The organism is Amycolatopsis sp. NPDC004747, from assembly GCF_053601335.1.
The window spans coordinates 426,786-440,361 of sequence record NZ_JBSGBQ010000001.1; the positions used below are offsets into that span (position 1 = coordinate 426,786).

General features: G+C 70.8%; 11 protein-coding genes. 3 read left to right on the forward strand and 8 right to left on the reverse strand.

Annotated features, from left to right (window positions below; genetic code table 11):
- Positions 1-67: 67 nt before the first annotated feature.
- The 3 genes from ACWEGE_RS01880 to ACWEGE_RS01890 all read right to left on the reverse strand — a co-directional run bounded on the left by ACWEGE_RS01880 (position 68) and on the right by ACWEGE_RS01890 (position 4,220).
- Positions 68-1,522 carry a non-reducing end alpha-L-arabinofuranosidase family hydrolase gene (locus tag ACWEGE_RS01880; protein WP_449658564.1) on the reverse strand — a complete coding sequence of 485 codons (1,455 nt, stop codon included), beginning with the start codon at positions 1,520-1,522 and terminating at the stop codon, positions 68-70.
- A 249-nt stretch (positions 1,523-1,771) separates the two neighbouring features.
- Positions 1,772-2,824, reverse strand: coding sequence for an alpha/beta hydrolase (locus ACWEGE_RS01885; protein ID WP_449658565.1), 1,053 nt, complete (start codon positions 2,822-2,824; stop codon positions 1,772-1,774).
- 64 nt (positions 2,825-2,888) lie between these two features.
- A complete protein-coding gene (locus ACWEGE_RS01890; RefSeq protein ID WP_449658566.1) occupies positions 2,889-4,220 on the reverse strand; it encodes a cytochrome P450 in 1,332 nt (443 codons plus the stop codon).
- 155 nt (positions 4,221-4,375) lie between these two features.
- Between ACWEGE_RS01890 and ACWEGE_RS01895 the strand changes: the two genes are divergently transcribed.
- Positions 4,376-5,203, forward strand: coding sequence for an SAM-dependent methyltransferase (locus ACWEGE_RS01895; protein WP_449658567.1), 828 nt, complete (start codon positions 4,376-4,378; stop codon positions 5,201-5,203).
- Positions 5,204-5,521: 318 nt separating this feature from the next.
- Here ACWEGE_RS01895 and ACWEGE_RS01900 read toward each other — a convergent pair whose 3' ends face one another.
- From ACWEGE_RS01900 to ACWEGE_RS01915, 4 genes are all read right to left on the reverse strand, one after another.
- Complete coding sequence (locus ACWEGE_RS01900) at positions 5,522-6,487, reverse strand: Acg family FMN-binding oxidoreductase (RefSeq protein WP_449658568.1); 966 nt, start codon at positions 6,485-6,487, stop codon at positions 5,522-5,524.
- 116 nt (positions 6,488-6,603) lie between these two features.
- Positions 6,604-7,308 carry a hypothetical protein gene (locus ACWEGE_RS01905; protein WP_449658569.1) on the reverse strand — a complete coding sequence of 235 codons (705 nt, stop codon included), beginning with the start codon at positions 7,306-7,308 and terminating at the stop codon, positions 6,604-6,606.
- A complete protein-coding gene (locus ACWEGE_RS01910) occupies positions 7,305-8,390 on the reverse strand; it encodes an acetate/propionate family kinase (RefSeq protein WP_449658570.1) in 1,086 nt (361 codons plus the stop codon). Before ACWEGE_RS01910 ends, ACWEGE_RS01905 begins: the two co-directional genes overlap by 4 nt.
- Positions 8,391-8,500: 110 nt before the next feature.
- Entirely contained in the window at positions 8,501-10,195 is a 1,695-nt protein-coding gene (locus ACWEGE_RS01915) for a GAF domain-containing protein (protein WP_449658687.1), read from the reverse strand.
- Between the two features lie 160 nt (positions 10,196-10,355).
- On the opposite strand from ACWEGE_RS01915, the gene ACWEGE_RS01920 reads away from it, so the two are divergent.
- Positions 10,356-11,345: an Acg family FMN-binding oxidoreductase gene (locus tag ACWEGE_RS01920; protein ID WP_449658571.1), complete on the forward strand. Its 990-nt coding sequence runs from the start codon at positions 10,356-10,358 to the stop codon at positions 11,343-11,345.
- 11 nt (positions 11,346-11,356) lie between these two features.
- Here ACWEGE_RS01920 and ACWEGE_RS01925 read toward each other — a convergent pair whose 3' ends face one another.
- Positions 11,357-11,995, reverse strand: a complete 639-nt coding sequence (locus ACWEGE_RS01925; RefSeq protein WP_449658572.1) for a response regulator transcription factor — start codon at positions 11,993-11,995, stop codon at positions 11,357-11,359.
- Between the two features lie 163 nt (positions 11,996-12,158).
- Between ACWEGE_RS01925 and ACWEGE_RS01930 the strand changes: the two genes are divergently transcribed.
- The gene (locus ACWEGE_RS01930; RefSeq protein ID WP_449658573.1) at positions 12,159-13,559 is read left to right on the forward strand and encodes a cytochrome ubiquinol oxidase subunit I; all 1,401 of its coding nucleotides are present in this window, start codon (positions 12,159-12,161) and stop codon (positions 13,557-13,559) included.
- The last annotated feature ends 17 nt before the right edge of the window (positions 13,560-13,576 follow it).

The window sequence follows — 13,576 nt, forward strand, 5'->3', positions numbered from 1 at the left end:
CTCCGCGCGCCGGAGAGGGGCCCTGGCCGGTCACCCGGCCAGGGCCCCTCTCCGCGGTGGTCGCCGATCAGCGCTGCAGCGTCAACAGGCCCGGCCGCCACGGAAGCCGGTTGTAGTCGCCGCCGGCCGCCGGGTCCTTGCCCTGGTAGAGGAGCTGCAGGTTGCACGGGTCGATCGTCTTGGTCTGGTCGGGGTTGGTGCGGACCAGATCACCGTGGCTGATGTCGTTCGTCCAGCTCGCACCGCTGTTGGCCTTCCCCGCGAACGGGTTGCTTTCGCTCGCCGCCTGCGGGGTCCACGACCCGCTCAGGCTGCTCGAGGTGAACGAGCGGAAGTAACGGCCGCGCGAGCCCATCGCCTCGACGATCATCAGGTACTGGTTCTGGCCCTGGACCTTGTAGACCTCGACCGCCTCGAACAGGTTCGCCTGCGTGTCGCTCATGATCGTCGTGTAGTTCGAGCCGAAGCTGCCCGGGAAGTTGCCGATCGGCATGCTCGCGCGGTAGATCTTCCCGTTGTCACCGGCGAAGAACAGGTACATGTTCTGCCCGTCGGCGATCAGCGTCTGGTCGATCGGGCCGGTGCCCGAGCCGGAGATGCTGCCGGTGAACAGCGGCTGCGGCGCGGACCACCCGTTGGGGTTGGTCGGGTCGCTCGAAGTGCGGTAGATGAACGGCCAGGAACCCCACTGGTAGGCCAGCACCCAGATGTTCTTCGGCGCGAAGTAGAACAACGTCGGCGCGACGGTGCCGGAGTTCGCCCCGTTCTGGCCGGCCGAGGCCATGTCGGACCAGTTCGTGAACGGGCTGAACGCCATCGAGCCGTAGGACCCGGACGAGTTGACCGTCGACCCGTACACGAGGTGCTTGCCGTTGTAGACGACGTTGGTGAAGTCCTTCAGCGACAGCCACCCGTTCTTCGGCTGCGCCAGCGCACCTGAAGACGACCAGCGGTAGGTCGACGGGAGCGTGCAGCCGGTGCCCCCGGTCGTGGTGGTCGTCGGCGTGGTCGTCGGCGTGCCGGACAGGCCCGTCCACTGTTGGTTGGTCCCGCCGTGGCACGTCCACAGCGCCACCGCGGTCCCGTTCGCCGTCCCGGCGCCGGTCACGTCCAGGCAGAGCCCGGACTGCACCCCGACCACCGAACCGTCGGCGTTCACCCGCCACTGCTGGTTGGCCCCGCCGTGGCAGGTCCAGATCTGCACCCGGGTGCCTGCGGTCGTGCCGCTGCCGGCCACGTCCAGGCACTTGGCGCCGCCGAACACCGTCAGCTGGCCGCTGCCGGTCGACGTCCACTGCTGACCGGCGCCGCCCGAGCAGTCGTAGATCTGCACGGAAGTGCCATCGGTCTGGTTGGCGTTCGGGACGTCCAGGCAACGCCCCGAACCGACGCCGCGCAAGGCGCCGGTGACGTCGGCCTGCGCGGCGTTGGCCCCCAGCAACGCCGTCGCCGCGACCGTCGCCGCGGCGACGAGCACGGCGAGCCCGTGCCGGCCCCGGCGGCTGAAACTTCCTCTGTTCATGACGACCTTCTCCCGGTCAGCTACCCGCCATTGGACGGCCAGATCGGTATTCGCACGAGCACCACGACTGTTATCGCTAACATGCGTGGCGCAAGCCTGAACTCCCGGGCGAGCAGTTGTCAATCCACGCACCCGGGCACCGCAACCCGCGAGCGTGACCGAACAGGGCTTCCCTCCTCAGAGCCACTGCCCAACGTCCACAAAGGACAAAACGGCCGTGAAATTTACACCACCGGCCAAGCGACACCCCTACCGGCCGACCTTGCGATCAGCCCACTCCACAACCGCCCGGAAGTAATCCGGCGCATTGGGCGCGAAGTTGATCGCATGCCCATACCCCTGCAACGCATACGCGGTCAGATCCACCCCCGCGCCGTAGTACGGCGCCTCCGACGCCTTGATCCCACCCGCCGACGAACAGTTCGTGGCCAGCAACCCGCAGAACACCGTGTCCTGACCCAGCACGACCATCACCGGCCGGTCGATCAGCAGCGAATACGGAGCGATGATCCCGATCGGGAAGAGATCCGCCGCCTGCTCGTACGCCGAAGTGTCCTTCGTCGCCTCGTCGAACGCGACCGCCCCGGCCACCTCGGGACCCGGCGCGTGGAAGATCGAATACCGGCTGCCCGGCACCGTCGTCAGATACCCCGGGTCATAACCACCGGCCGCGAACCGCGGATCCAGCAACGCCGGATACGTGGCCGCGAACACCGCCGACGTCCCGGCCAGGTTCAACCGGTGCGCCAACCCGGTCACCAGCACCGCATCGACGTCGTGGAACGTACCCGCCTCGATGCTCGCCGTCCCCGAACCGAACGAATGCCCGGCCAGGATCACCTTCGCGAACCCCGGCCCCTGCACACCCGACCGCACCGCCTGGATCACCTGGTGCACCACCGCCGCCTCGGTAACCGTCGTCAGCACCGCACTCGGCGGCGTCGTGCTCCCACCCGTCCCCAGCCGGTCGAGCGCCAGCGTGGCATACCCGGCGGCGTTCATCGCCAACCGGTAGGACCGCACCTCCGGCTGGTACCCGATGTCCCAGTAAGAACTGTTGTACGTCCCACCCGGAATGAGCACCTGCACCGTGTTCGCCCCACCCGGCGGCACACACAGCGTCCCGTGCATCGTCTGCGGAAGCGCCACCAACGTCACCGGGAAGTACAGCTCCCGGCAACCCGCACCATCGGCACCGGCCGACACCGGAACCAGCAGCAACCCCAACGACACCAGCACCAGCACGACAGCCCGCCGACGACGACCGGCGGCGCGCTCCACCCCACCACGGAATCCGGACACGAAAAATTACCTCCGAAAAGATCAAACGAACACAGCGATCAAGAAAACGACATTCCGGCGCCGGTCAGACCACCCGCCGGGGAACCACGGTCATCGGCATCCGATCCGGATAAGCCGCCGAAGTCACCGTCAACCGCACCGGCACCCCCGGCACCGGCAACAACTCCCACCCCGCCAGCACTGTGGCCGCGACCAAGGTGATTTCGGTCTGCGCAAAAGCCTGCCCCACACACTGCCTGCCACCCGCCCCGAACGGCACATACGCCCCCTTCGGAACCCGCGCGGCCCGCTCGGGCAACCACCGATCCGGATCGAACCGCTCCGGATCATCGTGGAACCGCGGATCGAAATGCAGCGAAAACGGACTGAACATGACCTCCGTCCCCGCCGGCAGCCGAACCCCGCCGACCTCCACCTCACACACCGCCCGCCGCATGAGGATCCAGATCGGGTACATCCGCAAAACCTCGCTGACCACCCGCCGCAAATACCCCAGCTTCGCGACATCGGCGAACGTGGCCACCCGGCCACCCAGCACCTCGTCCACCTCGGCCCGGACCCGCCGCCCGACCTCCGGATGCCGCGCCAGCTCGTGGAAGAGCCACGTCAACGTGACCGCAGTGGTCTCACTGCCCGCGGTCAGCAACGTGATCACCTCGTCGTAGACCTGCTCGTCGGTCATCCCCTCACCGGTGCCGGGATCCCGCGCCAGCATCAACAGCGACAGCAGATCACCGTGATCCTCCCCCGCCACCCGCCACCCGGCGATCACCTCCAGCACGATCCGCCGCAGCCGATCCACCGCCCGGTCGAACCGCCGGTTGGCCGGAACAAGCGGGACACGTTCGAGGAACCGCGGGGACAACGCCCGGACCATCCCCGCCTTCAACACCACCGGAATCGACCGCCGCGCCTCCGCCACAGCCCTCCGCCCGAGCTCGGCGCCGAAGAGCGTCTCCCCCACCACGGTGATCGCCAGCCACTGCATGTCGGCATCCAGCTGCCGGACCTCACCCGCCCGCCAGCCCCCGGTCAGCTCCCCGGCCACCCGCACCATCGTGTCCGCGTACGCGGCCAGCCGGGCACTGTGGAACGCCGGCTGCACCAACCGGCGCTGCCGCAGGTGGAACACCCCCTCCGACATCACCAGCCCGTTTCCCATGAACGGCCGGAAACGATCGAAGACGATCCCCTTCGAGAAGCTCGTCCCCTGGGTCACGAGCACGTGATTGACCAACTCCGGGCTCGTCAGGAAATACGCCTCCAGCGGACCGAGGAACAGCCGCACCATATCGCCGTGAACACGCAGGGAAGACGTGAACCCGACCCGCCGCCGCAACAACGACGGGGTGTGCCCCAGCAGGATCCGACGGCCGGGCGCGACCGGGACGCTCATTTCCTCTCCTTGGCAGTCCGGAAGAGGTCTGCCACCTTAGGCCCGATCGGCGGCACGCGACAGCACCCATCGGCTGAATTGCCGTCACACCGATGGCGTAATCAACGACCCCGCGGCAGTGAGTATGTTCTTCGTTCGAAGGAGCGAGGTGCACGATGACGACACAACACCAAGAGGAATGGGTTCCCCCGGGTATCGACACCACGAAACCCAGCAGTTCCCGGACCTACGACTATCTGCTCGGCGGCGCCCACAATTTCCAGGCCGACCGCGACGCCGCGGAACAGGCCGAGAAGGTCATGCCCGGCATCCGCGACGTCGCCCGGCTCAACCGCGCATTCCTCGGCCGGGTCGTGCGCACCTTGATGGACCTGGGCATCCGCCAATTCCTCGACATCGGCTCGGGGATCCCCACCGTCGGGAACGTCCACCAGATCGCCGCCGAGATCGACCCGCGCTGCCGGGTCGTCTACGTCGACCGCGACCCGATCGCCGTCGCCCACAGCAGGATGCTCCTGCGCACCAGCGACACCGCCACGATCGCGCACGCGGACTTCACCAACCCGGAGAGCATCTTCGCCGACCCCGACGTGCGCCGGCTCGACTTCGATGCACCGATCGGCCTGCTGATGGTGGCCATGCTGCACTGGATCCCCGACGCCAGCGACCCGCACGCACTGCTCGCGGAGTACCGCCGCCGCGTGCCGATCGGCAGCCACCTGGCGATCTCGCACATGGTCAACGACCGCGAAGGCAGCCGGATGAGCGGCCTCGTGGGCACGTTCAACCTGGCCAAGGGCCAGGACCAGGCGACCACCCGCAGCTACCACGAGGTGGAGACCATGTTCGGCGACTTCGAACTGCTCGAGCCAGGCCTGGTCGGCTGCGCACTGTGGCGACCGGGCGGACCGGGCGACATCTCGGCCGACCCGTACACGAACACGCAGCTCTACGGTGGCGTGGCCCGCAAGGTCGCCGGCTGACCGGGGTCTTTGCCGCTTTTGTTTTGATGTTCGACGACGAATTTTTTCTCAGGTCAGCCGTGCTGTATAGGACGTTATACACTTTGGTGCAGGGCTTCTTCGGGGCTGGGCGCGGGGTGGCGGCGACACCGGAGGCGGTCCAGCAAGGCACGGCGGCCCCCGCGCAGGTCCGGTGGCACCGGAGGCGGTCCAGCAAGGCACGGCGGCCCCTGCGCAGGTCCGGTGGCACCGGCTCGCCGGACGCGCCGCCCGTGGACCGGATCGCCGCGACGAACCCTTGGTCACGAGGCCGGTGTCCACGCCGCCGTCCGGACCGTGTCACGGGAACAGCTCACCGAGCGGGAGCCGTGGTGAGGGCGCGGCGGGGACGGCCGGGTAGCCGAAGCGGAAGATCGCCTGCGGGACGCCGGGCAGCGCGAGCTCGGACACCAGCCGCGCCCGGAAGCCGGTCAGGTGCAGTGGCTGGGTGATCACCGACCCGGCCAGTGCCTTCGAGGCCGCGGTGAGCCAGACGCGCTGCAGTGCCGCGCCGGCCGCGAGGTGGTCGGCCCGTGCGTCGCCGTCGGTGCAGAAGACCAGCAGGTTCTCCGCGGCCAGCCGGTCGGCGAGCACGGCGTCGTCCGGGACCGGCGTGCTCGCGCGGACGAGCCCGGCCACCGGCAGGGCCTCGGCGCTGAGCGCCTCCTCGACGACGCCGTCGCCGTGGGCGTCCCACCCGTGGGTGTGGGCGGTCCACACTTCGAGCTCGCGCTGGTAGCCGCGGTCGGCCCGCAGGACGCGCGTGGCGAAGCCGAGGAGCTCGGCCAGCTTGTCCAGCCGGCCGGGGACGACGACGCGCACGCCCGTCGTCTCGCCGGCGGCGACCAGTGCGGTGTGGACGGTCGTCGGCACGCGGCTGTGGAAGAACCGGTGCCGGTGGCTGCGCCGGCGGCCGATCGCCTGGTACAGCGCGTAGGCCCGGGCGGAGGTCGCGCGCGGGCGTCCGATCGTCACGGTGGCCACCACGTCACCGGTGTCCCTCGGGTCGACGTGGCAGTCCCGGCCGAGGGCGCGGACGGCGAGTTCGAGGTTGGCCAGCGCGGCACCGCAGGAGAGCACGCGGTCCCGGCCGAACGGGTCGTGCCGGCGGAGCTCGACGTCGCGGCGTTCGAGCAGGTCCACTTCGGTGCCCCGGATCAGCAGCTGCCACGGCTGGCTGTTGTGCACCGAAGGGGCACGGCTCACGGCCCGGGCGAGCACGCCGATCTGGCCGGAGGTCAGGGCTGCCGGAGCTGCGGTGGTCATCGCGGTCACTCCTCGCCGCGGAGCCGGGCGCTCCGCCCTCCTCATGGTCGCGGCGCGCACCGGGACGGCACCGGAGCACAAAGTCACCCGCCCCGGCGGAATTCGTCCCTCCCCGGTCATCGGGTCTTCCTCGCGGGGAGGCCGACCAGCAGGAGCCCTTGCGGGACGCCGGGCAGGATTTCGGTCTGCCGGCTCCGTTCGAGGACCGTCAGGCGGGCCAGCCGCACGGACCGGGACGAGAACCCGCGGACGGCCGCGGCCAGCCGGGTGCCGTGCAGCGCGGCGCCCGCCAGGACGTGGTGGCGGCGGCTGTCGCCGGGCGTGGTGACGAGCAGGGCCGACTGCCCGGTGACGTCGGCGCCGAGCTGCTGCAACGCCGGGACCCAGCCGGGCCGCACGATCCGGACGTCGGTCTCCGGCCAGAACCCGTCGCCCGCCAGCGCGCCCAGCACCGCGAGGCTGACCGGCCGCAGCTGTGGCTCCCCCAGCTTGCGCAGCGCCACGTACCGCGCCCACTCGCCGCTGGACGGCGGGTGCGCGCCGCCCGCCCGCACGACCGCCGCGACCTCCGGGCGGTCGGCGTCGTGCGGGAACACCACGACCGGATCGCGGCCGAGGACGCGCACGACCGTCCAGATGGTCGAGAGCGCCGCGCCGCATTCGAGGAGGGCGGCGTTGCCCGCCCGGTCGCGCCGGGCGGGCGGCTCGGCCAGGACGACCTCGTCCGGCCGGACCTCCGCGACGCACCGGTTCGGGCCCAGCCGCACCAGCGCGTCGCCGAGCACGGCCCGGGACGAGGTGTCCCAGCGGAACCCGGTCACGTCACGGACGCTCGGGCGAGGGCCTCTTCGGCGCCGCGGGCCAGCTCCAGGTCTTCCCGGGGCAGCACGATCAGGGCCGGCACCGGAGAATCCGCCGCCGTGACGATCCGGTCGACGTCGGTTCGCGGGACGGCGCCCGCGTGCAGGCCGAGCACGCCCAGGCCGTCGATGACGGAGGTGATCAGCCCGGGCTGGTGTTCGGCGACGCCGCCGGTGAACACGACGGCGTCCAGCCGCGAGAGGCTCATCGCGGCCGCGCCGATCTCCCGCCGCAGCCGGTGCCGGTAGACGTCCAAGGCCACCGAAGCGTCCTGCACGCCGTGGGCGGCCGCGGCGAGGACCCGCCGCAGGTCGCCGTCGGTGCCGGTCATCCCGGCCAGCCCGGAGCGGTGGAACAGCGCGTCGGCCAGCTCCGCCGGGCTCATCGGGGCCGTCTGCAGCACGTGCAGCAGCAGGCCCGGGTCGATCGAGCCGGACCGGGTGGCCATCATGGCGCCTTCGAGCGGGGTGAAGCCCATGCTCGTGTCGACGCCGTGGCCGTCGCGGATCGCGGTCACCGAGACCCCGGCGCCGACGTGGGCGCAGACGAGCTGCAGGTCCTCCGGGGAGCGGCCCAGCAGCTCGCCGCAGCGGCGCAGGGCGTACTGGCACGACAGGCCGTGGAAACCGTAGCGCCGCAACCGGTTCTGCGCGGTCCACGCCCGTGGCAGGGGGTAGCGGGCGGCGGCTTCGGGCATCCGGGCGTGGAACGCCGTGTCGAAGCAGGCCACCACCGGGACCTCCGGCAGGAGCCGGCGGACCTCCCGGGTGACCTCGAGCGAGAGCGGCTGGTGGTTCGGCGCCAGCGAGGTGAGCCGTTCGAGGTTGACGAGCAGGGCGTCGTCCACGCACGCCGGAGCCTTCTGGGCACCGCCGTGGACGAATCGCACGGCCACCGCGTCCACATCGGGCCACCGGCGGATCGCCTGGCCGCACACCGCCGGGTCGGCCGAGTCCCAGGCCGCCCAGCCGATCGCGGTGCCGTCGGCGACGAGCGACGCCTTCACACTCGACGAACCGGGGTTCAGGGTCAGCACTCGCACGGTCGCTCCTCCAGTCCGGTTTCGCCCGTCAAGGAGACCTCGGGAGCAGGACGCGGCGACGCGGCCGGATTGCCCGAACCGCGAGGACCTTCGTCACCGAAGGCGGCGGGTCAGGCGACCGGGGCGGACCACTCGATCTTGACGCCGCCTCCGGGCTCGCTGCCCAGCGTGAAGGCGCCGCCGGTGGCCTCCGCGCGGTCGCGGAGGTTGCCCAGGCCGCTCGGCGCGATGCCCTCGGGCAGGCCCTTGCCGTCGTCGGCCACCACGACGCGGATCAGGTCGTCCCTCACCGCGATCGACACGGACAACGTCGAGGCTTCGGCGTGCCGGACCGCGTTGCTGACCGCCTCGCGCACCACGGCCTCGACGTGCTCGGCCAGCTGGGTCGGCACCGTGTCGATCGGGCCGGACATGCTCACCGTCGGCTGCAGCGGGGCGTCGTCGGTCAGCTCGGCGATCGCGTCGTGCAACCGGTGCCGCAGCCGCACGCCGGTGGCCCCGGCCGCGCCGCCGTGCAGGTCGAAGATCGCCGTGCGGATCTCCTGGACGATCTCGTGCAGCTGCTCGATGCTGTCCCCGAGCCGCTTCTGCAGCTCCGGGGACTTCGCCCGCCGCTGGGTGCTCTGCATCGACAACCCCACCGCGAACAACCGCTGGATGACGTGGTCGTGCAGGTCACGGGCAATCCGGTCGCGGTCGCCGAGCACGTCCAGCTCCCGCGCCGCCCGTTGCTGCGCCGCCAGCTGCAGTGCCAGCGCCGCCTGGTCGGCGAAGGACGCCACCACCGGCAGCTGGGCCGACTCGAACGAAGCCGCGCCGACCTCCCGGGCCGCGATGAGCACGCCGGTCGTCCGGTCGCCCGCCCGCAGCGGAACCACCATCGAGGGCCCGAACCGGTGGTCGCGGAGGCTGAGTTCGGGCACGCTGCGCGGGGTCCGGTCCCGGTACACCGCGCCGGGCACGCTCTCCTCGATGGCGATGCGCGTCCCCGACAGCTCGGCCGCGCGCGTCCCCGAGCACACGGTGACCGTCAGGTCTTCGGCGTCGTGGCCCCATTCTTCGTCGACGTCCAGGCCCCCGGAGTGCGGGAGGGCGAGCATCGTGACGTCGGAGCCGGTGAGTTCGAGGGTCCGGCTGGCGATGAGGCTCAGCGCCTCGGCCGGGTCGGTACCCCCCAGCAGCTCGGTGGTCACCTCGCTCGTGGCGGCCAGCCACTGCTGGCGCACGCGGGCCTGTTCGTAGAGGTGGGCGTTCTCGATCGCGATCCCCGCCGCCGCGGCCAGCGCCTGCACGACGACCTCGTCGTCGTCGGTGAACTGCTCGCCGTTCTTCTTCTCGGTCAGGTACAGCCGGCCGAACACCTCGTCGCGCACGCGCACCGGCACCCCGAGGAACGAGTGCATCGGCGGGTGGTGGGCGGGAAACCCGACCGAGGCCGGGTGGGCGGAGATCTCCTCCATCCGCAGCGGCTTCGCCTCGTCGATGACCACGCCGAGGACGCCGTGCCCCTGCGGCAGGTCGCCGATCAGCCGGCGGGTCTCGTCGTCGATGCCGATGTGGACGAACTCCGAAAGCGACCCGTCGTCGGCGAGCACGCCCAGTGCGCCGTACTTCGCCTCGCCCAGCTCGATCGCGGCCTGGACGATCCGCCGCAGCGTGGTGTCCAGCTCCAGCCCGGACGCGACGGCCAGCACCGCGTCGAGCAGGCCGTCCATCTTGTCGCGCGTGCCGATCAGCAGCTCGATCCGGTCCTGCAGGTCGCGCAGGACTTCCCGCAGCCGCAGGCCGGACAGCGTGCCCGCCATCCGCCGCGGCCCACCGTCCGGTTCGCGCCCGGCTTCGCTCACCACCGCCTCCGCATCATCGGTGACTTTGTCCCCTTTCCTTGGCCCTGCGGTGCGAGAGACCGTCGAACCAAGTTTTCGACAGTCACAGTGTGCCGCCCCGCGGCACCGAGGGGAAACCATGACACTACCCATCACCTCGATCGGCCTGCTGGACCCCGATCAGGTGAAGTCGGTCATCGGCGCTGCGGTACTGGCTCCGTCGACGCACAATACGCAGCCCTGGCGCTTCCGCTGCACCCACGAGGGCCTGGAGCTGCACGCCGACCCGGAGCGGGCGCTGCCGGTGGCCGACGCCGACCGGCGCGAGCTGCTGCTGTCCTGCGGCGCCGCGCTGTTCAACCTGCGCACGGCCATCCAGGCGCTCGGTGCCCACCCGGCCACGACGCTGCTCCCCCGCCGCGACGACCCGACGCTGCTCGCCACGGTCCGGCCGTTCGCGGCCCGCCGTCCGGACCCCCGCATGGTCGAGCTGGCGAACGCGATCCCACGACGGCACACCAACCGCACGCCGTTCGAAGCGGACGTGATCCGCCCGTCCCTGGTGGCCGAGCTGCGCCACGCCGCGGAACTCGAGCAGTCCTGGCTGCCGCGGCTGACCGGCGCGCAGCTGGCGGGCCTGCGCGAGCTGATCCACCAGGGCCACCGCGTCCAGCTCGCGGATCCGGCGTTCCTGGCCGAGTGGCGGCACTGGACCGGCCGCGGCCCGGACAGCCGCGACGGGGTCCCGGAGTTCGCGGCCGGCGCGATGCCGTCGAACAACGGCGGCTGGGTGCTGCGCGACTTCGGGACGCGGGACCGCGGCCGTCCCGACGATTCCGAGCCGCTGGTCGTCGTCATCGGTTCCTTCGACGACACGGCCGCCGACCGCCTCCAGGCCGGCCAGGCGATGCAGCGGGTCCTGCTCACCGCGACGGTGGCCGGGCTCGACGCGTCGTTCATCTCCCAGCCGGTCGAGGTCCCGGCGGTCCGCGCGGAGCTGCGCCGGCTGCTCGGCGGGGGCCTGTGGCCGCAGATCGTGCTGCGCCTGGGCCGCGGCACCCCGGTGCCGTGGACACCGCGGCGGTCGCTGGCGGACGTGTTGATGGAACCGTCGCCGCTGAGGGCCTGAGCGCCGGGGCTTCAGCCGCCCTGGTTGCGCAGCTCGGTGGCCAGGACGGCCGCCTGCGTGCGGCGCTCCATGCCCAGCTTGGTCAGCAGCCGCGAGACGTAGTTCTTCACGGTCTTCTCGGCCAGGAACATGCGCTCGGAGATCTGCCGGTTGGTCAGCCCCTCGCCGATCAGCTCCAGCAGCTTCCGCTCCTGGTCCGACAGGTCCGCCAGCGGCCCCTTCTTGGCCTGGCTCTCCCGCAGCTTGGTCATGAGCGCGGCGGCCGCGTGCGCGTCGAGCAGGGACTTGCCCGCGCCGACGTCCTGCACCGCCGAAACCAGGTCCATGCCCTTGATGTCCTTGATCACGAACCCGCTCGCCCCCGCCATCACCGCGTCCAGCATCGCCTGCTCGTCGGTGAACGAAGTCAGCATCAGGCACTTCAGCCCGGGCAGCCGGGACCGCAGCTCGCGGGCGAGTTCGATGCCGTTGCCGTCGGGCAGCCGGACGTCGAGCACGGCGACGTCGGGGTTGAGGGCCGGGATGCGCGCCAGTGCCTGCGACACGCTGCCGGCCTGCCCGACGACCGTGAGGTTCTCGTCCTCGTCCAGCAGGTCCGCGACACCGCGGCGAACGACCTCGTGGTCGTCGACGAGAAACACCCGGAGCATCTGCGACCTCCCTTGGAACGGTTCGACACGCCCAGCGTACGACCGCGGGGGCCTCCGGCGGCAGGGACCCGTGACCGTCCGGGAAGTGACCAAGGACCCTAAGCGCGGAGGGCTGCCGCACCCGATGCTCACCGGGTAACCGCGAACGAGCAGGAGATCTTCGATGAGCGCCCTGGACCTGGCCCGATGGCAGTTCGGGATCACCACCGTCTACCACTTCATCTTCGTCCCGCTGACCATCGGGCTGTCCTTCCTGGTCGCCGGGATGCAGACCGCCTGGGTGCGCACCGGGAACGACCGCTACCGCCGGATGACGAAGTTCTGGGGGAAGCTGTTCCTGATCAACTTCGCCATGGGCGTGGCGACCGGCATCGTGCAGGAGTTCCAGTTCGGGATGAACTGGTCGGACTACAGCACGTTCGTCGGTGACATCTTCGGCGCGCCGCTGGCCATCGAAGGCCTGCTGGCGTTCTTCCTCGAGTCGACGTTCCTCGGCCTGTGGATCTTCGGCTGGGACAAGCTGCCGAAGAGGCTGCACCTGGCCACCATCTGGCTCGCCTCGATCGGCACCCTCCTGTCGGCCTACTTCATCCTCGCCGCGAACTCCTGGATGCAGCACCCGGTCGGTTACGCGGTCAACCCCGCCACCGGCCGCGCGGAGCTGAAGGACTTCGGCGCGGTGCTGACCAACTCGACCGCCGTCGGGGCGTTCGCCCACACCGTCACCGCGTGCTTCCTCACCGCGGGGATGTTCGTCGTCGGGATCAGCGCGTGGCAGCTGCGGCGGCAGAAGAACGCCGACGTCTTCCGGCCGTCGATGAAGCTCGCCCTGGTCACCGTGCTGATCGCGAGCCTCGGCGTGATCGTCACCGGTGACCTGCAGGCGCGGCTGATGACCGAGCAGCAGCCGATGAAGATGGCCGCCGCCGAAGCGCTCTACGACACCGTCGCCCCCGCGTCGTTCTCGCTGTTCACCATCGGCTCGCTCGACGGCTCGCAGGAGAAGTTCAGCATCCGCGTCCCCGGCGTCCTCTCCTTCATGGCCACCGGGAAGTTCGACGGCCAGGTCGAGGGCATCAACGACCTGCAGGCCGCCGAGCGGCAGCAGTACGGGCCCGGCGAGTACCGGCCGGACATCCCGGTCGCCTACTGGACGTTCCGGCTGATGATCGGCTTCGGCTTCCTGTGCCTGCTCATCTCCCTGGCCGGCCTCTGGCTGTTCCGCCGCGGCCGCACCCCGCGCGCCCGCTGGTTCTTCCCGGTCGCCACCCTCGGGATCGCCCTGCCCTACCTGGCCAACAGCGTCGGCTGGATCTTCACCGAGATGGGCCGCCAGCCGTGGTCGGTGTTCGGGGTGCTCAAGACCGCCGATTCGGTGTCGCCCACCGTCTCCGCCGGCAGCGTGCTGACCTCGCTGATCGTGTTCACCCTGCTCTACGGCGTGCTCGCGGTCGTCGACGGCGTGCTGATGGTCCGCTACGCCAAGGCCGGTCCCCCACCGCCGGAAGCGCCTCGCGAAGACACCGATTCCGACGAGCCGCGCCCCGCGGCCTTCGCCTACTGAGACGCCGGAGACCTGTC